Origin of the sequence: Sphingomonas psychrotolerans, from assembly GCF_002796605.1 — a bacterium.
GTDB lineage: Bacteria > Pseudomonadota > Alphaproteobacteria > Sphingomonadales > Sphingomonadaceae > Sphingomonas > Sphingomonas psychrotolerans.
This window is the reverse complement of sequence record NZ_CP024923.1, coordinates 2,024,063-2,047,772: the sequence shown is the minus strand read 5'-3', so window position 1 is coordinate 2,047,772 and position 23,710 is coordinate 2,024,063. Positions and strand designations below refer to the sequence as shown.

Below are 23,710 nucleotides of genomic sequence, written 5' to 3'. Positions count from 1 at the left end.
GCGGAAGATGCGGATGGTCCTTGTCTCCTGTCCGATCAGTCGAACGAGAAACGCAGGCCGAGCGCGAAAGTGCGCCCGAGGACCGACGAGCCGAAATTATGAGTGTCCGGCCCCCCCGCGTCACCGAAGGCATAATAAGACTGGCTCAATTCCTCGGTCAGGTTCACTGCATCCAGCGTGACCGCCAGCCGGTCGTTGACCTTGGCGGTCAGCTGGAGGTCGAGGCTCTTCTCGGGGCGCCGCCAGATGCCGATCGGATTGGCGAACAGCGACGCCTCGTTGTTGTTGAGGAACTCCTTGCGCCAGACGTAAGAGAGCCGCGCGCCGACCGGACCGTTATCATAGGCCAGCGTGACGTTGTAAGAGAGATCCGACACGCCGAAGAACGGCGTCTCGACTTCGCCGGTCACTGCGCCCGCCGCGTCCTGGATCGGGATGTTCTGCTTCGAATCGAGGAAGGTCACGCTGCCCTGCACGCCCAGCCCGTTGAGCAGGCCGGGCAAAGTGGGGAAATAGACCAGCCCGATTTCCGCGCCCTTCAGCACGCCTTCCGACGCGTTGGTCGGCCGGTTGATGATGAAGGTCGTGGTGTTGAGCCCCGTCCCGGTGACTTGCTCGATGCTGCGGAACGGCACGACCAGCCCATCGATCTCGCGGCGGAACAGCGTGGCGTAGATCGCGCTGTCATTCTCGAAATACCATTCCAGCGCGGCATCGTAGTTGGTCGCCCGCGTCGGCGCGAGGGCGGGATTGCCGCCGGTGCCCGAACCATAGCCGACATTGGTGAGATCGCCGGTCAGCGTCAGGTTCGGGTTGAGATCGACGAAGTTCGGGCGGCGCAGCGTCTTGCCGTAATTGAAGCGCAGCCGGAGATTGTCGGTGATGTCATAGCGCAACGTCGCGCTCGGCAGGAACTCGTCGGTGCTCGCCGACGCCGAGGTCGCGTCGCCGGAGATCGAGTCGAGGAAGTTCATGTCGGTCTTGACGTTGACGTAGCGCACGCCTGCCTGAACCTTCAGCGGCCCGAGCTCGAAGTCGCCCTGGAGATACGCAGCCCAGGTCGTCTCGCCGATGTTGAAATTCTCGTTGAGCGCGAGCGTGTCGCTGGTCTGGATGCCAGGGTCGACCGTGCCGCGATAGAGCGCGCGGACATCGTCGGCATGATCGAACAGATAATAGCCGTTCGCCACCACCCAGCTTCGCGGCACGTTCGACCGGCCGTCGAAGAACGGCTTGTTGTAGAAACGAAAGCCCGGGTCGAGCGACGAAAACGGCCGGTTCAGCCCTGGCGCGTCCTGCGCGCGCGAGGCTTCGCTGGCATTGCGCTTGTCATAGCGCGCGCCGAAGCTGAGCGTCCTGAGGAACGATCCGACATCATAGTCGCCGTCGATCGTCGCGGTCCAGGCATTGCCCTTGTTGCGATTGGCGCTGTCGTAGAGTTCACCGACGTTCCACTGCCCCGGATCGCGCAGCAGCAGGTTGTTGTCGAACTGGAAGGCAGTGAGGCCGCCGCCCTGGTTGAAATCGACGAACACCGAATTCGCCACGCGCGTGGTGCGCATTGCGAGGAAGGCGGTGTTGAATTCGCTCTTCTGATACGCGGCGTCGGCGGCGAGCTTGAATTTTTCGCCGATGTTCCACTTGCCGCTCAGCGCGTAGACGAAACTGTCGGTACGCTGCTTCGTCGCGTCGCCGCTGTTGAACTGGAACGGTGCGCCGACCGTCCGGGTCTTCATGATGTTGGTGCCGTCGTAGAGCGTGAAGCTGTTCGCCGGGTTCGGACCCAGAGTCCCCCACCAGTCGACGAAAGTGAAGGCAAGATTGTTGAACGTCGTGTTGCGATAGCCGTCCCAGAAGAACTCGAAAGTGTATTCGGAGCTGTCATTGGGCGCCCATTGCAGCGCGGCGTTCACCGCCGGCCGTTCGCGCTCGCCATAAAGATCGCTCATGAACACGGCATCGCGCGAGAGGTAATAGGGCACCTGCGCGCCGTTGATCAGCAGCGTCGAGCCGACAGCGGTTGGGAGGCCGGGCTGCAATCCGGGGGTCCAGAGCTGCTGCAGATCGGTGAGGTTGGCGGCCGTGGCGAGGTTCGGTGCCCGGCAGTCGGTCGGCTGGATGCGCTCGAGCGGAGTCCAGCCGCCCGGATTCGAGGGATTGCAGATATTGGCTGCCCCCGAGCCCTGCGGAAGGTTGGTCGTGCCGGCGAACGGCAGCATCGCGCCCGCGGTCACGCTCTGGTCGCGATATTTGGTCTTGGCATAGCTGACATTGACCAGCACACCGATGGCGCCTGCGCCGGTTTCCCAGCGGTTGCTGACCAGCGCGCTGATATTGGGGTTAAACGTGTCCGCCTGCTCGTTGTAGATCCCGCGCGCCGAGGCGGAGAAGACGAAGCCGTCGAAATCGAGCGGACGGCGCGTGAACACGTCGACCTGGCCGGCGATCCCGGTCTCGATCTGCTCGGCGGCACGCGTCTTGTAGACGTCGATCCGCTTGACGAGGTTGGCGGGGATATCGGCGAGCGCGAACTGGCGGCCCGACGCAGTGAAGATGTTACGGCCGTTCCACGTCGTGGTGATGTCGGAAAGACCGCGGATCGAGATCACTGAGGCCTCGCCGCCGGTGCGGTTGGTCACCTGGACACCGGTTACCCGTTGCAGCGCCTCGACGACATTGTTGTCGGGCAGCTTGCCGACATCCTCGGCGACGACCGATTCGATGATCTGTACGGCTTCGCGTTTGTTCTGAAGGCCTTCGATCAGACTGGCGCGGACGCCGGTCACGACGATCTCGTCCTGCGTTTCCGGATCGATCGGACCGTCGGCGGCAATGTCTGCCTGCGATGCCGCGGCGTCGGTCTGCGCGGCTGCCGGTGCCGCGAAAGAAGCCAGCGCGACGAGCGATGCCGAACAGAGAATTCTACGCTTCAGAACCATAATATTTCCCCTCTCCTGTCTTGCTTCCCGGCGGGTGGACCCGTTCTGATGAAGCGCTTTTGATTAGTCAGACAAAATACGAAAGTCGAAAATTCGTGCAAGCGCTTTGTGCGGGGGTGCTGCGGCTTTTCGGCAAGTTGTGCAGAGATCGTGGCTTTTCCGCCGCACTTGACGGCATGCCCCAAGGGGCTAGCCCGGGCAGCAGACGGATTGATCCCGCCGAAAGGCGCATATAAGTCTGACTATTATTCGAATCGGAAGAGGATCCAGTGGTTATGGCGTTCAGGCTCGTGCAGTTTCGTGATTCCACCGGTGTGCGCGGCGTGGCGGCGTTCCTCGAAGACGGCGCTGCGGTGCGGCTGAACGGCGTTGCCACCACCTACGAACTCGCGCTCGCGGCGATTCGCGAGAATGCGTCGCTCGAGGGGGCGGCGCGGGCGCGGGCAGGGGAGCCGGTCGACCTCGCCGTCGCCGAGGCCGAGGGCCGGCTGCTCGCGCCGATCGACCATCCCGATGCCGCGCATTGCTATGTCACCGGCACCGGGCTCACCCATCTCGGCTCGGCCGAGGGGCGCGATCAGATGCACAAGGCAGCGGCCGGCGGCACGCTCACCGATTCGATGCGGATGTTCAACATGGGCCTCGAAGGCGGCAAGCCAACCGACGGCAAGCCCGGCGTCCAGCCCGAATGGTTCTACAAGGGTGATGGCTCGTCGCTGGTCGGCCCGGGCGAACCTTTGCCTTCGCCCGATTTCGCGCTCGACGGCAGCGAGGAGCCCGAGATCGCCGGGATCTACATCATCGACGATGAAGGCCGCCCGCGCCGGCTGGGCTTCGCGCTGGGCAACGAATTCTCGGACCATATCACCGAGCGCGGCAATTATCTGTGGCTGGCGCATTCGAAGCTGCGCCACGCCTCGCTCGGCGCCGAGCTGCTCGTCGGCGAACTTCCGGCCGATGTGCGCGGCACCAGCAAGATCGTTCGGGGCGGCGAGACGATTTGGGAAAAGCCCTTCCTCTCGGGCGAGGCAAACATGTCGCACGCCATCGCCAACCTCGAGCATCACCATTTCAAATATGGGCTTTTCCGTCGGCCGGGCGATCTGCACGTCCATTTCTTCGGGACCGCGACGCTCTCCTTCGCCGACGGCGTGCGGACCGAGGAAGGCGATGTCTTCGAAGTCATCGCGGCGCCGTTCACGCTGCCGCTGCGCAACCCGCTGACCACCGTCCCCGGCGGGGAGGCGCGCGTGATTCCGCTTTGAGTCCAGCCACGACTCAGAGATAGTAAGACAAATGGATGCCCGGGAATGGGCGCCGACAAAAAGGGAGAGTTGCATGAAGCATTGGAAACTGGGGCTGTTGCCCTTCGCGGCGACGCTGATGGCGGCGCCTGCCTTTGCGCAGGCGCCCGTCAACGTCACGGTGACGGTCGACACCGGCAAGGCCGGGCCGAAGATCGAGCCCGCAATCTATGGCCAGTTCGCCGAGCATCTCGGTCGCGGCATCTATGAAGGCGTCTGGGTCGGCCCGGATTCGAAGATCCCCAACACCAATGGCTATCGCAACGACGTGCTCGCCGCGCTCCGCCACATCAAGGTACCGGTGGTGCGCTGGCCCGGCGGCTGCTTCGCCGACGAATATGACTGGCGCGACGGTATCGGCCCCAGGGCGAAGCGCCCGGTGAGGATCAACCGCCATTGGGGTGGGGTGACCGAGGACAATCAGTTCGGCACCCACGAGTTCATGAACTATTCGGAACTGCTCGGCACCGACGCCTATGTCGCGGGCAATATGGGCTCAATGGGTCCGCGCGACATGAGCCAGTGGGTCGAATATATGACCGCTGAGCAGGGCAGCTTGGCGGAAGAGCGCAAGAAGAACGGCCGGGAAAAGCCGTGGACGGTCAAATATTTCGGTGTGGGCAACGAGACCTGGGGCTGCGGCGGCAGCATGCGTCCGGAATATTCGGCGGACCTCCACCGCCGTTATGCCGAGTTCGTCAACGCGCCGGCGGGGAAGCCCAAAATCGTCAAGGTCGCCAGCGGCGCCAATGCCAGCGACTATAATTTCACCGACGTGATGATGCGCCAGGCGCGCGATCGGATGAATGCACTCAGCGTCCATTATTATACGCTTCCGACCGGCAAGTGGGACAAGAAGGGCGCCGCTACCGGCTTCTCCGAGGATGAATGGGCTTCCACGCTCAGCCGCGCGACCTTCATGGACGAACTGATCGGCAAGCATGCCGAGATGATGGACAAGCACGATCCCGAGAAAAAAGTCGCGATGTACGTCGACGAATGGGGCACGTGGTACGATCAGGAAGCGGGCTCGACCCCGGGCTTCCTCTATCAGCAGAACAGCCTGCGCGACGCCGAAGTCGCGGCGCTGACCCTCAACATCTTCCACCGGCATACCGACCGGGTGAAGATGGCCAATATCGCCCAGATGGTGAACGTGCTGCAGGCGATGATCCTGACCGACAAGGGCCGGATGGTGCTGACTCCGACCTATCATGTCTTCGACATGTACGTGCCGTTCCAGGGCGCGACGCCCTATGCCGCCGAGGTGAAGGGGCCGACTTACGAGAAGGCCGGGTTCAAGGTGCCGATGGTCGACGTGTCGGCGGCGCGCGGGACCGACGGCAAGCTCTATCTGTCGCTCACCAACACCGATCCGAACAAGCCGGCGCGGGTGACGACCAACCTCAGCGGCACGGCGCGCGGGCGCATCCTGACCGGGCCGGCGATCGACACGCACAACACCTTCGACAAGCCGAATACGATCATGCCGGCCACCTATTCGGCACGAAGCTCGGGCGGCAAGCTGACCTTCGACCTGCCGGCCAAGTCGGTCGTCGTGGTCGCCATCGACTGATGCTGACGCGGCGGTTGTTCCTCGGTTCGGCGAGCGCGCTTGCGCTCGCCGGCCCGGCCGTCGCCCGCAGCAGCGTCGAGGAAAAACCGATCAAGGTCCGGCCGCTGCCGCTCTCCGCGGTGCGGCTCGGGCCTTCGGTGTTCCGCGACGCGGTCGAGGCCAATCGTCGCTATCTGCTGTCGCTCTCGCCCGAGCGGCTGCTCCACAATTTCTACGCCAGCGCCGGCCTGCCGACCAAAGGCGAGACCTATGGCGGCTGGGAGGCGCGCGGGATCGCCGGGCATACGCTGGGCCATTATCTCTCCGCCTTGTCGCTTCTCTTCGCGCAGACGGGCGACATCGCGGTCCGCGATCGCCTGCGCCATAGCGTGGCCGAGATGGCGCGGATCCAGGCCGCGCATGGCGACGGCTATGTCGGCGGCACCACCGTCGAGCGCGAGGGCAAGGTGATCGACGGCAAGATCGTCTTCGAGGAGATTCGCAAGGGCGACATCCGCACCGGCGGATTCGACATCAACGGGGGCTGGGTGCCGCTCTACACCTGGCACAAGGTCCATGCCGGCCTCATCGACGCAGTTCGGCTCGGCGACGTGGCCGAGGCGATGCCGGTCATGCTGGCGATGGCGGGCTATCTCGGCACCATATTGGAGGGCCTCGACGACGCGCAGATGCAGAAGCTCCTCGCCGCCGAACATGGCGGCCTCAACGACAGCTATGCCGAGACCTGGGCGCTGACCGGCAACCCGCGCTGGCGCCGTCTCGCCGAGCGCATCTATCACCGCAAGGTTCTCGCGCCGCTCGCGGCTGGCAAGGACGACCTCCCCGGCCTCCACGCCAACACCCAGATCCCCAAACTGATCGGCCTTGCCCGGCTCTACGAACTGACCGGCGAGCAACGCCACGCCGATGCCCCGCGGTTCTTCCACCAGACCGTCGCGCAGCATCACAGCTATGTCATCGGCGGCAATAGCGAGCGCGAGCATTTCGGCCCGCCCGACCTGATCTCGACCCGCATCACCGAGCGCACCTGCGAGGCGTGCAACAGCTACAACATGCTCAAGCTGACGCGGCATCTCTACGGCTGGCAGCCCGACGCGGCATTGTTCGACTATTACGAGCGCATCCACCTCAACCATCTGCTCGCACACCAGCATCCAGAGACGGGGATGTTCGTCTATTTCATGCCGCTCAGCGCCGGCGCCCGGCGAACCTATTCAACGCCCGAAGACAGCTTCTGGTGCTGCGTCGGCTCGGGGATGGAGACCCACGCCAAGCATGGCGAGAGCATCTATTGGCACGACGACGCGACCTTGTTCGTCAACCTGTTCATCCCCTCCACCGCCGAGTGGAAGGAGCGGGGCCTCGGGCTCGCGCTCGACACCGGCTATCCGTTCAGCGAGCGGGTGACGCTCCGCGTGACCAGGGCGCCGCGCGCCGCGACGGCGATCGCGCTACGCCTGCCCGGCTGGTGCGACGCGCCGGCATTGATGCTCAACGGGAAGCCCCAGCCGCTCGACCGTGCGACCGGCTATGCCCGGCTCGATCGCCGCTGGCGGGCGGGGGATCGGATCGAGCTCACTTTGCCGATGCGGATCCGCACCGAGCCCACGCCCGACGATCCGCGGACGCTGGCTTATCTGAGCGGGCCGCTCGTCCTCGCCGCCGATCTCGGTCCCGCCGCGGCGCCGTTCGACGGGCCTGCCCCGGTATTGGTGAGCGAGGATCCTGCCGCGGCACTCGTCCCGACCGGCCCCGCCGAGCATCGCTACCGTCTCGCCGACGCACGGCCGCAGGCGCTAACTCTGATGCCTTTCTTCCATCAGTACGACCGCCGCACAGCAGTCTATTTCCCGCGCTTCACCGAGGCGCAGTGGAAGACCGAACAAGCCGCCTATGAGGCTGCGCAACGCGAGAAGGCGGCGCTCGACGCACGCACCATCGATGTTCTGCATCTCGGCGAGATGCAGCCCGAGCGCGACCATGACTATCGCTCGAACCATGGGGATCTTTTCTCGTGGGGCGGCCGCAGCGCACGGCAGCTTCCGTGGGGCATGGGCAATTACATGGAATTCACGCTCGCGGTGCGGCCCGGTCCGATGCTGCTCAGCGCGCTTTATTGGGGTGAGGAAGTGAACAAGAATTTCGACATCTCGGTCGAAGGCACGCGCATCGCCAACGAGCGCCGCGCCGCGCCGCCGGTGAAGCGCTTCGTTGGCGTGGACTATCCGATCCCCGAGGAACTCACCCGCGGCAAGGACAAGGTGACGGTGCGCTTCGAGACCAGGGGCACCGACGCGTTCGTCTACGAAGCGCGGACACTGGCGAAATGAGCGGGGTCAGCCGCCGCCACGCGCTCGGTTTGCTCGCAGCGGCACCGATCGCTGCGCACGCCAGGCCGCAGCGCAACTTTCGCGACTTCGCGCCGCGCCCGCCGATGGGCTGGAACAGCTGGGACAGCTTCGCCGCGACGATCAACGAGGAGCAGGCACGCGCCAATGCCGTGGTGATGGCGGGCAAGCTGCTGCCGCACGGCTATGACGTCTTTACCGTCGACATCCAATGGTACGAGCCCGGCGCCACGGGGTTCGAATATCGCGTCGGCGTCGAGCTGGCGATGGACGGCAATGGCCGGCTGCTGCCCGCACCCAATCGCTTTCCGTCGGCGGCGGGGGCAGGGGGTTCAAGCCGCTCGCCGATTTTGCCCACCGCCTCGGGCTCAAATTCGGCATCCATCTGATGCGCGGCGTCCCGCGCCTCGCTGCCGATCGCAACCTGCCGATCCTCGGCACCCGATATCGCTGCGGGGACATCGCCGACCGCGTGAACATCTGCCCCTGGAATTCGGACATGTACGGCGTCGACATGGCGAAGCCGGGCGCCCAGGCATATTATGACAGCGTCTTTGCTCTGATCGCCTCGTGGGACGTCGATTTCGTCAAGGTCGACGACATCGCGCGGCCCTATCACCGCAACCAGCCCGAGATCGAGGCGGTGCGCCGCGCGATCGATCGCAGCGGCCGGCCGATGGTGCTCAGCATCTCCCCGGGCGAAACGGCGCTTTCCGCCGCGGCGCATGTCGCCGATCACGCGAACCTCTGGCGGATCAGCGACGATTTCTGGGACGAATGGCCGCTATTGCTCTCGCAGTTCAAACGCCTCGCGGACTGGGCGCCGCATCTGCGCCCCGGTGCCTGGCCCGATGCCGACATGCTGCCGCTCGGCCTGCTCGCTCTGGGCAAGCGCCGCACGCGCTTCACGCCCGACGAGCAGCGCACGATGATGTCATTATGGTCGATCGCTCGCTCGCCGCTGATCATGGGCGGCGACCTGCGCGCGCTCGACGCCGAAACGCTGGCGCTGCTCACCAACGACGAAGTGCTTGCAGTGAATCAGTACGGCACTGCCGCGCGCCAGCTATTCCGCACCGGCACCCATGTCGGCTGGACCTCGCGCGACACCCGCTCGAGCGCGCGCTATCTCGCTTTGTTCAATATCGGCGAGACTGCGGAGGCGATTGCCGCCGACCTGTCTGCCATGGGCATCTCGGGTGGCGTCCAGGTCCGCGACTTATGGGCGGGCCTCGACTTAGGCGAAGCGAAGACCCGCTTCGCCGTCACTCTGCCGCCGCACGGATCGGGGCTCTACCGACTAAGCTGAATCCACGTCATCCCGGCGAAAGCCGGGATCTCAGGCGCCGCGCGATACGGCTCGAGATCCCGGCTTTCACCAGGATGACGGTTATGGTTGGCGTCAGCTGGTTTCCTTGCCCGTGCATTCGCCGGTGCGGCGGGCGTCCATCTTGAGCGTCATCGTATGCGCAGTCATCGGCTGCCCGGCCGCGCCGGCGCTCTTGGTGGTCATGGTCATCTGGTAATTGTCGCTCGAGAACTTGCCCGTCATCGTCGCGTCGACGGTCATGCCCGCGCTCTTGCACTGCATCTTGGCGTCCAGCCGCCCGTTCGCCATGCTGAAATGATCGTAGCGGCAATCCTTGTTGTCGCCCGAGAAGAAGTCCGCCGCCGGCTTCTTCGCCTGTTCGGGGGTCAGGCAATTGGCGAAGCTGTGGCCGGTGGCCATCGCACCCTTCATGCGCGCGGCCGCCTCGGGCGGCATGCCGGGAATCTCCATGTTGGTGATCGTGGCGGTGCCTTCCCAGCGCCCGGGCGAGAGCGACGGGGCAGCGCCGCTCGCCGCCACCTTCTCGGCGACTTCCTTGGCGCTGGCGTTGGTCGCCTCCACCGAGGGGCCGGAATTACACGCTGACAACGCAAGAGGCGCGAGCAATAACAGCTTCTTCATCGATTTCTCTCCCTGTTCATTCTTGCCAGCATATGGATCGGGCGGATTCCCGGCAAGCGCGCGATCAATGCCCGATCAATGGTTGTGGCGGGGCACGCCGAAGGTCTGCGCCAGTCTTTGATACTTGACCGCGGGCTCGAGCACCGCGCCGCTCTCGGCCTGGCCGTTGATCGCGCGCTGGATCTCCTGCCACGGCGTCTGGCTGGCGGGGAATTTGAAGCCGCCGCTCGCCTCCAGCGCCGCGCGGCGCTCCGCCAGTTCCTCGTCGCCAACCAGCATGTTCGCGGTGCCCTTGCGCAGATCGATCCGGACGCGGTCGCCGGTGCGGAGCAAAGCGAGCCCGCCCCCCGCCGCCGCCTCGGGCGAGGCATTCAGGATCGATGGGCTGCCGCTCGTCCCTGATTGCCGGCCGTCGCCGATGCAGGGGAGGGCGTGAATGCCCTTCTGGATCAGCTGTACTGGCGGCCGCATGTTCACTACTTCCGCTGCCCCCGGATAGCCGATCGGTCCGGCGCCGCGCATGATCAGCAAAGTGCGCTCGTCCACGCCGAGTGCGGGATCGTCGATCCGCGCGTGATAATCCTCGGGTCCGTCGAACACCAACACCGGCCCTTCGAACGCGTCGGGATCGGTGGGATCGGAAAGATAGCGCTCGCGGAACTCGGGCGAGATCACGCTGAGCTTCATGATCGCACTGTCGAACAGATTGCCGCGCAGCACCGAGAAGCCTGCGGCTTCCTTGAGCGGCGCGTCGTAGGGGCGGATGACCTTCTCGTCCTCGATCACGGCGTCGCGGCAATTGTCGCCGATACTGCGGCCGTTGACGGTGAGCGCGTCCTCGAAGATCAGCCCCTGGCGCATCAGCTCGGCGACCACCGCGGGCACGCCGCCGGCGCGATAATAATCCTCGCCGAGATACTCGCCCGCCGGCTGGAGGTTGACCAGCAACGGCACGTCGCGGCCATGCGCCTGCCAATCGTCGAGATCGAGTTCGACGCCGATATGGCGGGCGATCGCGTTCAGATGGATCGGCGCGTTGGTCGATCCCCCGATCGCCGAATTGACCCGGACCGCGTTGAGGAACGCCTCGCGCGTCAGCACGTCGCTGGGCTTGCGGTCGGCCGCGACCATCTCGACGATCTGCAGGCCAGTGCGATAGGCCGATTCCTGCCGGTCACGATACGGCGCGGGGATCGCCGCGGAGCCGGGCAGCGACATGCCGAGCACTTCGGCCAGCGAGTTCATCGTCGATGCGGTGCCCATCGTGTTGCAAAAGCCGGTCGAAGGCGCCGAAGTCGCGACCAGCTTGATGAAGCCCTGATAGTCGATCTCGCCCGCCGCCAGCAATTCGCGCGCCTTCCATACGATCGTGCCCGATCCGGTGCGCTCGCCCTTGTGCCAGCCGTTGAGCATCGGCCCCACCGACAGCGAGATCGCCGGGATGTTCACAGTCGCCGCGGCCATCAGGCAGGCAGGCGTGGTCTTGTCGCAGCCGGTGGTCAGCACCACGCCATCGATCGGATAGCCGTAGAGCGTCTCGACCAGTCCGAGATAGGCGAGGTTGCGGTCGAGCCCCGCGGTCGGCCGCTTGCCGGTCTCCTGGATCGGATGGACGGGGAATTCGATCGCGATCCCGCCGGCCTCGCGAATGCCGTCGCGGACGCGCTCGGCGAGCACGAGATGGTGGCGGTTGCACGGGCTGAGGTCGCTGCCGGTCTGGGCGATCCCGATGATCGGCCGGCCCGACTGAAGCTCGTCGAGGCTGATGCCGAAATTCATGTAGCGCTCCAGATAGAGCGCCGTCATGTCGGCGTTCGAGGGATCGTCGAACCACGCACGCGAACGAAGCTTGCGTGGCGAATTGCTGGAATCGTGAGTCATTTCGGTTGTGTCAGCCCCTGGGCACTGTGCCCTGATTAGTCAGACTATTTGGCAAAAAATCCCCTCAGGGACAAGAGTGAACGGCGCGCTTTTTGAAGCATAGTGCGCTCCGGACCTTCGACGCATGGGCGACCGGCGCGGTGCGCTGCAGCGGCGCGACCTCTTGGGACAGAGGATCGTGAGATGCATGCAGGGGCGGGGCACGCGGGTGTTCGACACTGTTGCCGTTCGGACACGGTGTGCCACCGCCTTCATGATGAGAACGTTCTCAGCCGTCACCAGGATTGACAGCATGCGTCAAAATCGATTTTGACATCGTTGTCGGACGTATCTGTCGATACGCAGAATTATGTAACCGGTTACAGAAGCCGGGATCAGGAGAGTGAGCATGAAACCCGATCGGGATTTTGAGGTGAATTCTCCGTGACTGCAGCAGGCCGTGCGCGCGCGCTTCGGCAGCGCGCGCCGATCAGCGTCAACGGCCAGAGCGGCATAACAAAAGCGTAAGAACGGGAAGGGATAGACTATGACGATCCATCAGGGAAAAACCTTCAGGGCATATCTCGCAGCGGCGACGATGCTGGCAGGCGGCGCGGTGATGTTGCCCGCGCCGGCGGCGGCGCAGGTCACCACCGGCTCGATCCGCGGGCACGTGACCGCGAGTGACGGCAGCGCCGCCGCAGGCGCGCAGGTTTCGGCGCGCAACACCGGCACCAACCAGACCTATCGCGCCACCAGCGCCGCCGATGGTCGCTACACGCTGAGCGGGCTGCGCCCCGGCTCGTACGAAGTGACTGCGACTGCGGGCGAGCAGACCAGCAGCCAGACGGTGACGCTCGGCGTCGGCCAGGCGGCGTCGCTCGATCTTGCAGTCGGCGCGGAAACCGTCGCTGCCGTCGACGAGGGCGAGAGCGAGATCGTCGTCACCGGTTCGCGGCTGGCCGAGACCCGCACCAGCGAAGTCGCGACCAATGTCAGCCAGGAGCAGATCCGCACCCTGCCGCAGACCGATCGCAACTTCCTGTCCTTTGCGGCGCTGGCGCCCGGGGTGCGCTACAACGACAGCGAAACCGACAAGGGCATCCAGTCTGGCGCCTCGACCGCCAGCCAGGTCAACGTGTTCATCGACGGCGTCAGTCTGAAAAACAAGTTGCGCGAGGGTGGCATCGCCGGCCAGCAGAACAGCCGCGGCAATCCGTTCGGCCAGCTGGCGGTGCAGGAGTTCCGCGTGCTGACGCAGAACTACAAGGCCGAGTACGAGCAGGCCGGTTCGGCGATTGTCACCGCGATCACCAAATCGGGCACCAACGAATTCCACGGCGAAGCATTCGGCCAATATACCGACAAGGGGCTTGCGCAGAAATCGTACTTCGACAAGCGCAACAATCGGCCCGAGCCCGATTTCGAGCGCAAGCAATATGGCGTTTCGCTCGGCGGCCCGATCATCAAGGACAAGTTGTTCTTCTTCCTCGCTTATGAGGGCAACGATCAGAATCGCGCGTTCAACGTCGACAGCACCGGCAATTCGGCGGCGATCGCCGAGTTCGAGCAATTTTCCGGACGTCGCCTCGCCGACTTCGAGGGCGCGTTCGTCAGCCCTTTCCGTGGGGACTTCTATTTCGGCAAATTGACACTGACTCCGGACGATCGCAACACGTTCGACCTGTCGTTCAGCCGCCGTCAGGAAACCGACATCCAGGGTTTCGGCGGTAATACCTCCTACGAATATGCCGAGAACAAACGCAATCAGGTCGACACCTATCTCTTCAAGTGGACGCATAATGGCGAGAACTTCATAAACGAGTTCAATGCGAACTTCCTCGATTACACCTTCAATCCGACGTCGTTGAACCCGGGGCTACCAAGCTTCGACTATGACGGCGTTATCCTGTTCGGCGGCAAGGATTCGACGCGGCGCGAGGTTCAGAAGGGCCACACGCTGCGCAACGATTTCACTTATACCGGTGTCGAGGGCCACGCCTTCAAGGTCGGTGCGCGCGTCGAAATCACCGATATCGACTTCGACAACCAGAACCTCATCCAGCCGCGTTACATCTTCCGGCGCGAGCCTCAGAACAACCTTAACTATTCCTTTCCGGCGGAAGCGCGACTCGGACTGGGCAGCGGATTGGTGCAGGGCTCCAACACGCAAGTGGGCCTGTACGTGCAGGACGATTGGGATGTGACCGATCGGCTCCAGCTCAATCTCGGCATACGCTGGGACTATGAGACCAACGGATTCAACAACGAGTATCGCACTCCGGCTGCCGCGGCTGCGGCGTTGCGGGCGTTGCCGACGACAGCCTATTTCGATCCCGAAAACTATATCACCGACGGCAATGATCGAAGCCCTTTCGCCGGCGCGATCGCACCGAGGCTCGGCTTCTCCTGGGATCTGAACGGGGATCGCTCGACGGTCATCTTCGGCGGCCTCGGCCGTTATTACGATCGTAATAGCTTTAACAACACGGTTGACGAACTCTCGCGGACGATCAACCCGGTTGGCGTGTTCCGCTTCTCAGTCGACGGTGCACCGCGTAGTGGGCTGCCGACGATCCAGTGGAACCCGTCCTACCTAACCCGGGAAGGTTTGCTCGCGCTGCGGGCGAGTGCGGCGGGGGCGGGTAATCCCGAATTGTTCGCGGTCAAGAACGACGCCAAGCCGCCGGTCAACGACCAGATCAGCCTCGGCGTACGCCAGCGGTTCGGCATTTTCCAGGCATCGGTTACCGGATCGTACCAGCGTGGCCGAAACGGCTATACGCATCTGTTCGCCACCCGGAACAACAACGGGCTCGGCGGCTGCTGCAACACCGCGCCGGTGGTGCCGTTCGGCTATGCCAACGTGTTGATCGGCTATGACGGGCTCGACACGCGCTACAAGGCTCTCTTCGTCACGCTCGACAAACCCTACAGCCCCGCCTCGGGCTGGGGGATCAATATCGCCTACACGCTCTCCAAGGGCGAGCAGAATGGCGGCGATCTGTTCAGCCTCGATGCGATCACTCCCGACGATTATGGCTGGCGCCCGCGCAACGGCGACGAGCGTCATCGCCTCGTCTTCTCGGGGATCGTCGATCTGCCGCTCGGCTTCCAGTTCTCGACCCTGACCACGCTCGGCAGCGGCCAGGCATTCCGCGTGACCGATCAGACCAACGGCGCCGACTCCGGATTCAATCGCTTCACCGCCGCCTATCCGCAGAAAAACTGCATCGGCGGCGTGTTCGCCTATTGCGAAGTCAATCTGTCGCTAGCGAAGAAGTTCAAGCTGTTCGGCGGTCATCAGGTCGAGGCGGCCGTCGACTTGCTCAATGCCTTCAACAACAAGAATTTCGAAGGCTTCGACGACAGCTTCAACAACACGATCGACCCGACGACCGGCGAAGTGGTGAACCCGCTCGACCCCGCCGATATCGGTCGCAACCTGCTGACCCTGCCGCGGCGCATCCAGTTCCGCCTCGGATATCGCTTCTGACCTAACTCCCCGGCGGGGCGCCTTCCCCTTTGTGCGCCCCGCCACTTTTTGTGGGAATAGGATGTGCGTCCGCCAGGCCTGCGTAGGCGCCGCGAAGCCGTAGCCCCGCACCCCCTTCAATCGCGCGGCAGACTTCCCTAGGAACCATGCCGTGCCGAAACTGGAAATCTGCGTCGACGATCCCGCGGGCCTTCAGGCAGCTATTGCCGGGGGGGCGGATCGAATCGAATTGTGCGGCGCCCTCGAACTCGGCGGCCTCACGCCCTCGGCAGCCCTGCTGGAAGCGGCGCTGCGGAGCGGCTGCCCTGCCCACATGATGATCCGCCCCCGCGCGGGCGGCTTCGTGCTCGAGGAGGGCGAGGCGGCGCTGATGGTCGAGGAGATCGGGCTGGCGGTGTCGCGCGGTGTCGCCGGGGTGGTGGTCGGTGCGCTGCGGCCCGATGGCGGGCTCGACCTGGACGCGCTGGCCCGCTTCCGTGACGCCGCGCGCGATGCGGCGATCGTCCTGCATCGCGCGATCGATCTGGTGCCCGATCCAGTCGCGGCGGTGGGGCAGGCGGCGGCGCTCGGCTATGACAAGATCCTCAGTTCGGGCGGGGCACTGACCGCGGTCGAAGGCGCGGCGACGCTCGCGGCGATGGTCGGCGCGGCCGGCGAGCGACTGTCGATCATCGCCGGCTCGGGGGTCACCCCGGCCAATGTCGCACGCCTCGTCGCCGATACCGGCGTGCGGGAAGTGCACGGATCGGCCAGCGCGCCCGGCCCCGAACCCGACGCCGCCACGCTGCGTCTCGGCTTCGCCAGCGGCCCGCGCCGGCGGACCGACAGCAGGATCGTGGCGCAACTGCGCGCGGCGCTCGAAGGGGAAGCAGGATGAGCGCCATCACACGACGCGGCGCGCTGGGCCTCGGCGCAACCGCCGCCACCGCCTTCGCCGCGGGCGCGGCCGGCGCGGCGCCCGCCGACCCCATCGCGCTCGCCTCCACCTGGGACTTCGGCAAGGCAGCGAACGAAGCGGCCCTTGCCCGCTTCAAGGCTGGCGGCTCGGCGCTCGACGCGGTCGAGGCGGGCGCGCGCGTTCCCGAAGCGGATCCGACCAATCATTCGGTAGGCTATGGCGGCTATCCCGACCGCGACGGGCATGTCACGCTCGACGCGATCATCATGGACGAGGACGGTCGCGTCGGCGCGGTCGCCGCGCTCGAGGACGTCGTCCATGCCATCTCGGTCGCGCGGCTGGTCATGGAGAAGACTCCGCATACCCTGCTCGTCGGCGAAGGCGCCACTCGCTTCGCGCTCGATCAGGGCATGAAGCGCACCGCATTGCTCACGCCCGAGGCCGAACAGGCGTGGCGCGAATGGCTGAAGACCGCGCGCTACCGGCCCATCGCCAATAGCGAGAACCAGTTGCCCGGACCGCCTGGGTCGAGCCGCAACCACGATACGATCGGCATCCTCGCGCGCGGGCTGGACGGGCATCTGGCGGCGGCCTGCACCACTTCCGGCATGGCGTTCAAGATGCGCGGGCGCGTTGGCGACTCCCCACAGGCGGGGGCCGGCCTGTTTCTCGAAAAGGGCGTCGGTGCTGCCGCCTCGACCGGGGTCGGCGAGGAGGTGACTCGCATCGCCGGCACTGCCCGTGTCGTGGCGTCGATGCGCGCCGGCCTTTCGCCGCAGGCGGCGTGCGAGGAGGCCGTCAGGCACATCGCAAAGTTGCGCGGCGCGGCGATCAAGGGGCTGCAGGTCGGCTTCCTCGCGCTCGGCGCGGACGGTAGCGTCGGCGCCTATGCGCTGCTTCCGGGCTTCACCTATGCAGTGACGCGCCATTCGGGCGCGGCGGAAATACTGCCGTCGGCGAGCCTGTTCGTCGCGTGACGCTGCGCAGGGTCAGGCCTTGCCGAACTGCGAAGATTGGCGCCCGTAGCCGCGGTTGACCGCGCCGCGCAGGATCCGCCGGAAGGTCGGACATTCCATATGGCTCGGGGCAGGGCAGGCGGCGGCGTGGCGCAGCCCGTCGCGGACCGCGCCGAGCTTGCGGATCGTCGCATCGATCTCGTCGGCCTTGTCCGCCAGCACCTGCCGGTCGATTTGCGGCCCGCCGGGCCCGAACATGCCGGCGATCTCGTCGAGCGAGAAGCCGGCGGCGCGCCCCACGGCAATCAACGCCAGCCGCTCGAGCACTTCGGCATCGTATAGCCGCCGCAACCCGCGCCGGCCGATCGAGACGATCAGTCCCTTTTCCTCATAATGTCGCAGCGCCGATGCACGCACGCCGGAGAGTCGCGCCACTTCCGAAATATCGATATCGCGCATGCCCTTGACCTCAAGTCGACTTGAAGTGGCAAGGTGCAATTTCGAAACGCGAATCGCAAGCAAAAGGAAGCGGAAAATGCAGATAGAGGCACCGGAAGATCAGGCGGCATTGTGGAACGGAAGCGCCGGGCAGGCCTGGGTCGACGGGCAGGATCTGCTCGATCGATTGTTCGCGCCGTTCGAGCAATTGCTCGTCGAAGGCGCGCTCGCGCAAGTCGCGGACGACGTGCTCGACATTGGCTGCGGCACCGGCAGCACGACCGTCGCGGTGGCGCGAGCGCTCGCGGCCGCGCGCTGCACGGGGCTCGATATCTCGGCGCCGATGATCGAGGCGGCGCGCGCCCGTGCCGGTTGGGAAGCCCTGCCGGTCGATTTCGTCGTCGGCGATGCCGAGACGCATGGCTTCGAAGCGCGGCGCTTCGACAGGATCGTGTCGCGCTTCGGCGTGATGTTTTTCGCCGATCCGGTCGCGGCCTTCGCCAATTTGCGCGGCAGCGCGCGCGACGGTGCGGCGCTCGACCTGATCGTCTGGCGCAGTGCCGAGGACAATCCGTTCATGATCACTGCCGAGCGCGCCGCTGCGCCGTTGCTACCCTGCCTCCCGGCGCGCAAAGCGGGTGGGCCGGGCCAGTTCGGTTTTGCTGACCCCGATCGCGTCCGCACGATCCTCGGCGAGGGCGGATGGGGCGATGTCGCGGTGCGCCCGCTCGACATCCCCTGCGTGATGCCGGAGGCCGAACTGGTGCGCTATTTCACGCGGCTGGGCCCGGTTGGCCGTTTGCTCGGCCAGGTCGATGCACCCGCCCGTGAACGCATCGTGGAGACGGTCCGTGCGGCGTTCGATCCTTATGTGCAGCAAGACGAGGTGCGTTTCGCTGCCGCGTGCTGGCGGATCGGCGGGCGCGCGGGCTGACCCGGCTCAGCCGCTCAGCCACCCGCCGGTGAACCCCGCCAGCGTCAGCCCGCGGCGGATCGCCGGCTCCTCGCGCATCCGGCTCCAGACGAAGTCGTTCCGGTAATTGGCGGCTTGAACCAGGATCGGTCCCTGATCGATGCCAAGATGGTCCCTGGCATACCAGCCATGCACCGGATCGACTGTCCCGGTATCGAGCCGCACATCGGTGTATCGAAAGCTCGGATTGAATGAATCGCGGAAGCCATATTTGCCATAGAGCCGGTCGCCATGTTCGCGGCGCAGCGCCTCGGCGCAGGGAATGACGATCTCTGGCGCAAAGGGAAGCGAGCCGAGCGCGGCGGTCGGCGCCAGGGTGCCGTCGTCGCGCTCGTCGGGCTGGCCCAGCGGGCCCCGTGCGGCATAAGCGAAGAACTCCCGCATCCCGCCCTCGAACGGTCCCCGATAGCCGGCTGGTCCGTCGCAGGCGGTGAGGCCCCATATATCCTTCGACCAGCCGTCCCATTTCAGCGGATTGGCAATGCAATAGGCGCGATTGGCGAAGGTCGCGCGGCGGCTGTTCTCGAAATAGTCGAACCCCGCCTCGCGCGTCACGCGATCCTGGATGCCGCGGAAGTCGATCCAGACATGGCTGTATTGGTGTCCGAACAGGGGCGCGAAGGCGAGGTGGCGAGTCGCGCCTTCGCCGCGCCACGATCTGGGATAGGTGGCGGTCCACGCTTCCCAGCTGTCGGCGGGCAGCGGATGCTCTGGCGCGCCGAGGCCGAGCACATAGATGAGCATCCCCTCGTTGAAGCCGGTCCAGCTGGCCGGAATCAGTCCGCGCCCGGGGTGCCAGCCCATCGACACCGCCTTGCGCCCGTCCGCGCAAAAGAAGCTCCAGTCGGCGCGCGCGTAAATCGCCTGGGCGAGCCTGCGGATCTCGATCTCCGCCGGATGGTCAGCGTCATAATAACGTCCGGCGAACAGTACCCCCATCAGCAGCAGCGCGGAGTCAACGCTGGAGAGCTCGACATCGCGGAAGCGCGCGCCCGTCTCCATGTCGATGAAATGATAGAAGAAGCCCTTGTGCCCGGTCTTGCCGCCCGGCTCGGGTCCCTGCGGTGCGTTCCAGAAGAAGCGTAGCGTGGTCAGCGTCAGGTCGCGCGCCTCGGCCCGGGTACACCAGCCGCGCTCGACGCCGATCGGATACGCGGTCAGCCCGAACCCCACCGCCGCGATCGAGCAGAAGCTCGGCGTCGGCCAACGATCGGGGACCAGTCCGTTCTTGCGGTTAACGGTGTCCCAGAACCAGCGGAAGGTGCGCTCCTCGATATCCTCGTAAAAGGCCGGAAGTCGATTGCCCGCGGGAGCACCTGGGCCAGGCCGGGCCACCGGCGCGCAAGCGGGAAGGGCGGCCGTCGCAGCGAGCAGCGAGGCGTGGGAGAGCAGTGCGCGGCGTTCGATCATGTTCGTTCTCATACCCCAAAAAGGAGGGAGGCGGCGCGGGAGACGCCGCCTCCCAGGAGGGATGTCCTGAAACCGGTTACAGTGACGATGTGCAAAAGCCGCTCAGCCATGCGCGGCGCCGTTCACTCGCGCGGCAGTGGTGGCGCGCGCGATCAATTGTGGCTCGTGCAGCTCGGTGCGCGTGTCGGCGCCTTTGCCTTCGAGCATGTCGATCAGCCGCGAAACTGCCCGCGCGCCGATCTCGGCGATGCGCACCTCGATCGTGGTGAGCGCCAGGTACCGCGCCAGCGGCACGTCGTCGAAGCCCGCCACCGCGATGTCCTCGGGCACGCGCTTGCCCGCCTGGCGCAGCGTGTGGAGGCAGCCGATCGCCATCATGTCGTTGGCCGCGAACACCGCATCGCAGGGCGCGCTGCTCGCGACAATCTCGCGTGCAGCCGCTTCGCCGGCCTCCTCGTTGAAGTCGCCGGAGATGATCCGAACCGGCATGTCCGGTGCCAGTTCGGCCAAAGCGTCACGGAAGCCCTGGGCACGTTCCTGCGCGTCGACATTGCCTTCGGGACCCGCGATGTGGACGATGTGGCGATGGCCACCGCCCAGAAGGTGCTCAACCATCGCCCGGGCGCCGGCGCGGTTGTCGAGCCGCAGCGCCGGTCGTGAGGCGATTTCGCCGGGCGCGTTGATCAGCACCGCGGGCAGCGTCGCGGGCAGGGCGCGTTCGAGCGCTTCGAGCGGGATGTGCGGCGCCATCACCAGCAGGCCGTCGACGCGCCCGCGCATGGCCCGCAGTGCCACCGCGGCCTGCTCGCTGTCGTCGTGCATGTTGGAGAGCAGCAGCAGATAGCCGCGCCGGCTCGCCTCGCGGTCCATGCCGCGTACGCATTCGGAGAAGAATTCGCCATGCAGGTCGGGCAGTACCACGCCGATCGCGTGGGCCCGCGCGAGGCTAAGACTGCGCGCGCCGGCATGGGGGACGTAGCCCAGCTCCTTGGCGGCGGCCATGATCCGCTCGCGCGTCTCGCCGCGGACGTTGTTGAGGCCGTTCAGCGCGCGCGACACCGACGCCACCGAAACCTCGGCGCGGCGTGCGACATCGCGGATGGTGGCCTCGCCCATTTTTCTCCTGCTCCCGGTCCCGCGCATGTTTCCTTCGTTTCAGACCGCAAGGGCGATTGCAATCCTTGTCCCGCAAAGGTTATGTAACCGGTTACGGACGCTTGCGACAAGCACATAAAGTTTGGTGCGCATGTGCGCTTCAGGAGAGGACCCAGATGCTCGACACCAGGATTTCGCGACGTGCGGCTTTGCTCGGAGCAGGTGCTGTTGCGGCCTGGGTCTCCGGCCCGGCGCGTGCATTGTTCCAGGCTGCGGCGCAGCTGCCGGTGCCGGCATTTATCGACGGGCTGATCGCGAAGATGACGCTCGCCGAAAAGGCCGGCCAGCTCACGATCATGCCAGCCGCGTGGAGCGGCGGCGTCGCGGCCCAGCTCAATCCCTCCGCCAACGGCCCCGGCTTCGAGCAGCAGCTCGAGGAAGTGCGCCAGATGCAGCTCGCCGGCGTGTTCAACGGCAACGGCGCCGAGATGGCGCGCCGGATGCAGAATGTCGCGATGAAGGAATCGCGGCTCAAGATCCCGTTGCTGTTCGCCGCCGACGTGATCCACGGCCACCGCACGATCTTCCCGGTCCCGGTAGGCGAGGCGGCGAGCTTCGAGCCCGATCTTGCCGAACGCACCGCACGGATGGCCTCGTATGAAGGCGCAGCATCGGGGATCGACTGGACCTTCGCGCCGATGGTCGACATCGCCCGCGACCAGCGCTGGGGCCGCACGATGGAGGGCGCCGGCGAGGACGTCCATCTCGGCAATCTGATGGCGGCGGCGCGCGTCCGCGGCTTCCAGGGCAAGGACCTGCAGGCGATCGACGCAATGATGGCCTGCGCCAAGCATTTCGCGGCATATGGCGCGGCCGAGGCCGGGCTCGACTACAACACCGTCGACATTTCGGAGCGCACGCTGCGCGAAGTCTATCTGCCCCCGTTCAAATCGGCAGTGGATGCCGGGGTGATGTCGTTCATGGCCTCGTTCAACGAGCTTTCGGGCGTGCCCGCCACCGGTAACGAATGGTTGATGCGCGAGCTGCTGCGCGGCGAATGGGGCTTCGAGGGCTTCGTCGTCTCCGATTACACCGGCGACATGGAGATGATCGACCACGGCTTCGCCAAGGATTCGCGCGAGGCGGCGAAGCTCGCCTTCCTCGCCGGAGTCGACATGAGCATGACCAGCGGCTTCTATCGCAAGCACCTCCCCGAGCTGGTCGAGGCCGGCGAAGTGCCGGTCGCCCGCGTCGACGAATCGGTGCGGAAAGTCCTCGCGATCAAGGCCGCGCTCGGGCTGTTCGACGATCCCTTCCGCCGAATCGACGTCAAGCGCGAAAAGGCGCGTTCGCGGAGCAAGCCGGCGCTGGCCTTGTCGCGCGAGGCGGGGCGCAAGTCGATCGTGCTGCTCAAGAACGATGGCGATCTGCTGCCCTTGCCCAAATCGGGCAAACGGATCGCGATCGTCGGTCCCTTTGCCTCGGGCAAGCACGACCTCAACGGCCCATGGGTCGTCTATGGCGCCAACGACTATGCCGTCGACCTCGCCGAGGGCGTGCGCGCCGCGGTGGCCGACAAGAACAGCGTCACGGTGGTAGCCGGCTCGGGTGTCGAGGAAGCCATTCCCGGCGGGATCGACGCCGCCGTTGCCGCCGCGCGCGCCGCGGACGTGGTCCTGCTCGCGATCGGCGAGAGCGAAGGCATGTCGGGCGAGGCGCAATCGCGCGCCGAAATCGTCGTCCCCGCAGCCCAGCAGGCGCTCGCCGAGGCCGTCGCCGCGGTCGGCAAGCCGGTGGTGGTGGTGCTCAAGAACGGCCGCGCGCTCGCGCTGCAGGGGGCAGTGGCCAGCGCGCCCGCGATCCTCGTCACCTGGTTCCTCGGCACCGAGAGCGGCAACGCCACCGCCGACGTGCTGTTCGGCGATTACAGCCCCTCGGCCCGCCTGCCGTGCAGCTTCCCGCGCTCGCCCGGCCAGCAGCCTTATTATTATGCGCACAAGCCCACCGGCCGTCCCAACCCGTCCGATGACAAGCTCGAGCCCTATAAGGCGCATTATCGCGGTATCCCGAACAAGGCGCTCTATCCGTTCGGCCACGGCCTCACCTACGGCAAGATCGACTATGCGAACCTCAAGGCGGCACCCACCCTCGCGTGGGACGGCGACCTCGCCGTCACTGCGACGGTCACCAATCGCGGCACCCGCGCCGCCGAGGAAGTCGTCCAGCTTTACATCCGCGATCGCACCGCGAGCATCACGCGCCCGGTCCGCGAGCTGAAGGCATTCCGCAAAGTGAAGCTGGCGCCCGGGGCGTCTGAAACGGTGACCTTCAAGCTCACCCGCTCGCTGCTGATGTTCATCGGGCGCGACAACAAGCCGATAGTCGAGCCCGGCACCTTCGACGTCTGGATCGCCCCGTCCGCCGAGGCGGAAGGCGTGCATGCGCAGTTCGAGCTGATCGCCTGAA

General features: G+C 65.7%; 16 protein-coding genes. 10 read left to right on the top strand and 6 right to left on the bottom strand.

Annotated elements, in window-relative coordinates; genetic code table 11:
* Nucleotides 1–35: 35 nt before the first annotated feature.
* Nucleotides 36–2,939, bottom strand: a complete 2,904-nt coding sequence (locus tag CVN68_RS09300) for a TonB-dependent receptor (RefSeq protein WP_100281955.1) — start codon at nucleotides 2,937–2,939, stop codon at nucleotides 36–38.
* A gap of 275 nt (nucleotides 2,940–3,214) precedes the next feature.
* Between CVN68_RS09300 and araD1 the strand changes: the two genes are divergently transcribed.
* The 5 genes from araD1 to CVN68_RS09280 all read left to right on the top strand — a co-directional run bounded on the left by araD1 (nucleotide 3,215) and on the right by CVN68_RS09280 (nucleotide 9,476).
* Nucleotides 3,215–4,204 carry an AraD1 family protein gene (gene araD1, locus CVN68_RS09295; protein ID WP_100281954.1) on the top strand — a complete coding sequence of 330 codons (990 nt, stop codon included), beginning with the start codon at nucleotides 3,215–3,217 and terminating at the stop codon, nucleotides 4,202–4,204.
* Between the two features lie 73 nt (nucleotides 4,205–4,277).
* The gene (locus CVN68_RS09290; protein WP_100281953.1) at nucleotides 4,278–5,819 is read left to right on the top strand and encodes an alpha-N-arabinofuranosidase; all 1,542 of its coding nucleotides are present in this window, start codon (nucleotides 4,278–4,280) and stop codon (nucleotides 5,817–5,819) included.
* The gene (locus tag CVN68_RS09285) at nucleotides 5,819–8,149 is read left to right on the top strand and encodes a glycoside hydrolase family 127 protein (RefSeq protein WP_100281952.1); all 2,331 of its coding nucleotides are present in this window, start codon (nucleotides 5,819–5,821) and stop codon (nucleotides 8,147–8,149) included. Before CVN68_RS09290 ends, CVN68_RS09285 begins: the two co-directional genes overlap by 1 nt.
* Nucleotides 8,146–8,556 carry an alpha-amylase family protein gene (locus CVN68_RS24285; RefSeq protein ID WP_324871645.1) on the top strand — a complete coding sequence of 137 codons (411 nt, stop codon included), beginning with the start codon at nucleotides 8,146–8,148 and terminating at the stop codon, nucleotides 8,554–8,556. Before CVN68_RS09285 ends, CVN68_RS24285 begins: the two co-directional genes overlap by 4 nt.
* Nucleotides 8,556–9,476 (top strand): glycoside hydrolase family 27 protein, encoded by a 921-nt coding sequence (locus tag CVN68_RS09280; protein WP_324871643.1) that lies wholly within the window; start codon nucleotides 8,556–8,558, stop codon nucleotides 9,474–9,476. Before CVN68_RS24285 ends, CVN68_RS09280 begins: the two co-directional genes overlap by 1 nt.
* 93 nt (nucleotides 9,477–9,569) lie before the next feature.
* Here CVN68_RS09280 and CVN68_RS09275 read toward each other — a convergent pair whose 3' ends face one another.
* Together CVN68_RS09275 and CVN68_RS09270 are read right to left on the bottom strand one after the other, a co-directional pair.
* Nucleotides 9,570–10,118: a DUF3617 domain-containing protein gene (locus CVN68_RS09275; RefSeq protein WP_100281951.1), complete on the bottom strand. Its 549-nt coding sequence runs from the start codon at nucleotides 10,116–10,118 to the stop codon at nucleotides 9,570–9,572.
* A gap of 75 nt (nucleotides 10,119–10,193) precedes the next feature.
* Entirely contained in the window at nucleotides 10,194–11,999 is a 1,806-nt protein-coding gene (locus tag CVN68_RS09270) for an IlvD/Edd family dehydratase (RefSeq protein WP_100281950.1), read from the bottom strand.
* 526 nt (nucleotides 12,000–12,525) lie between these two features.
* On the opposite strand from CVN68_RS09270, the gene CVN68_RS09260 reads away from it, so the two are divergent.
* The 3 genes from CVN68_RS09260 (at nucleotide 12,526) to CVN68_RS09250 (ending at nucleotide 17,349) form a co-directional block, all read left to right on the top strand.
* Nucleotides 12,526–15,474, top strand: coding sequence for a TonB-dependent receptor (locus CVN68_RS09260; RefSeq protein WP_100281948.1), 2,949 nt, complete (start codon nucleotides 12,526–12,528; stop codon nucleotides 15,472–15,474).
* Between the two features lie 151 nt (nucleotides 15,475–15,625).
* The gene (locus tag CVN68_RS09255) at nucleotides 15,626–16,351 is read left to right on the top strand and encodes a copper homeostasis protein CutC (RefSeq protein ID WP_100281947.1); all 726 of its coding nucleotides are present in this window, start codon (nucleotides 15,626–15,628) and stop codon (nucleotides 16,349–16,351) included.
* Complete coding sequence (locus CVN68_RS09250) at nucleotides 16,348–17,349, top strand: N(4)-(beta-N-acetylglucosaminyl)-L-asparaginase (protein ID WP_100281946.1); 1,002 nt, start codon at nucleotides 16,348–16,350, stop codon at nucleotides 17,347–17,349. The genes CVN68_RS09255 and CVN68_RS09250 overlap by 4 nt, the downstream gene beginning before the upstream one ends.
* A 12-nt stretch (nucleotides 17,350–17,361) precedes the next feature.
* On the opposite strand, the gene CVN68_RS09245 is transcribed toward CVN68_RS09250, so the two are convergent.
* Nucleotides 17,362–17,787: a helix-turn-helix domain-containing protein gene (locus CVN68_RS09245; RefSeq protein ID WP_100281945.1), complete on the bottom strand. Its 426-nt coding sequence runs from the start codon at nucleotides 17,785–17,787 to the stop codon at nucleotides 17,362–17,364.
* A 76-nt stretch (nucleotides 17,788–17,863) separates the two neighbouring features.
* On the opposite strand from CVN68_RS09245, the gene CVN68_RS09240 reads away from it, so the two are divergent.
* Entirely contained in the window at nucleotides 17,864–18,700 is an 837-nt protein-coding gene (locus tag CVN68_RS09240) for a class I SAM-dependent methyltransferase (protein ID WP_100281944.1), read from the top strand.
* A gap of 6 nt (nucleotides 18,701–18,706) precedes the next feature.
* On the opposite strand, the gene CVN68_RS09235 is transcribed toward CVN68_RS09240, so the two are convergent.
* Nucleotides 18,707–20,149 carry a glucoamylase family protein gene (locus CVN68_RS09235; protein WP_100281943.1) on the bottom strand — a complete coding sequence of 481 codons (1,443 nt, stop codon included), beginning with the start codon at nucleotides 20,147–20,149 and terminating at the stop codon, nucleotides 18,707–18,709.
* A 102-nt stretch (nucleotides 20,150–20,251) separates the two neighbouring features.
* Entirely contained in the window at nucleotides 20,252–21,265 is a 1,014-nt protein-coding gene (locus CVN68_RS09230; protein WP_100281942.1) for a LacI family DNA-binding transcriptional regulator, read from the bottom strand.
* A gap of 155 nt (nucleotides 21,266–21,420) precedes the next feature.
* Here CVN68_RS09230 and CVN68_RS09225 point away from each other — a divergent pair, with 155 nt between their 5' ends.
* Complete coding sequence (locus CVN68_RS09225; protein ID WP_100281941.1) at nucleotides 21,421–23,709, top strand: glycoside hydrolase family 3 N-terminal domain-containing protein; 2,289 nt, start codon at nucleotides 21,421–21,423, stop codon at nucleotides 23,707–23,709.
* Nucleotide 23,710: the final 1 nt, after the last annotated feature.

Bases quoted from the DNA above. Each gene is read 5' to 3' on its own strand.
- CVN68_RS24285 (WP_324871645.1), top strand. From the start codon at position 8,146: ATGAGCGGGGTCAGCCGCCGCCACGCGCTCGGTTTGCTCGCAGCGGCA.
- CVN68_RS09300 (WP_100281955.1), bottom strand. From the start codon at position 2,939: ATGGTTCTGAAGCGTAGAATTCTCTGTTCGGCATCGCTCGTCGCGCTG.
- CVN68_RS09240 (WP_100281944.1), top strand. From the start codon at position 17,864: ATGCAGATAGAGGCACCGGAAGATCAGGCGGCATTGTGGAACGGAAGC.
- CVN68_RS09290 (WP_100281953.1), top strand. From the start codon at position 4,278: ATGAAGCATTGGAAACTGGGGCTGTTGCCCTTCGCGGCGACGCTGATG.
- CVN68_RS09285 (WP_100281952.1), top strand. From the start codon at position 5,819: ATGCTGACGCGGCGGTTGTTCCTCGGTTCGGCGAGCGCGCTTGCGCTC.
- CVN68_RS09260 (WP_100281948.1), top strand. From the start codon at position 12,526: ATGACGATCCATCAGGGAAAAACCTTCAGGGCATATCTCGCAGCGGCG.
- araD1 (WP_100281954.1), top strand. From the start codon at position 3,215: ATGGCGTTCAGGCTCGTGCAGTTTCGTGATTCCACCGGTGTGCGCGGC.
- CVN68_RS09235 (WP_100281943.1), bottom strand. From the start codon at position 20,149: ATGATCGAACGCCGCGCACTGCTCTCCCACGCCTCGCTGCTCGCTGCG.
- CVN68_RS09250 (WP_100281946.1), top strand. From the start codon at position 16,348: ATGAGCGCCATCACACGACGCGGCGCGCTGGGCCTCGGCGCAACCGCC.
- CVN68_RS09245 (WP_100281945.1), bottom strand. From the start codon at position 17,787: ATGCGCGATATCGATATTTCGGAAGTGGCGCGACTCTCCGGCGTGCGT.
- CVN68_RS09270 (WP_100281950.1), bottom strand. From the start codon at position 11,999: ATGACTCACGATTCCAGCAATTCGCCACGCAAGCTTCGTTCGCGTGCG.
- CVN68_RS09230 (WP_100281942.1), bottom strand. From the start codon at position 21,265: ATGGGCGAGGCCACCATCCGCGATGTCGCACGCCGCGCCGAGGTTTCG.
- CVN68_RS09280 (WP_324871643.1), top strand. From the start codon at position 8,556: ATGCGCGGCGTCCCGCGCCTCGCTGCCGATCGCAACCTGCCGATCCTC.
- CVN68_RS09225 (WP_100281941.1), top strand. From the start codon at position 21,421: ATGCTCGACACCAGGATTTCGCGACGTGCGGCTTTGCTCGGAGCAGGT.
- CVN68_RS09275 (WP_100281951.1), bottom strand. From the start codon at position 10,118: ATGAAGAAGCTGTTATTGCTCGCGCCTCTTGCGTTGTCAGCGTGTAAT.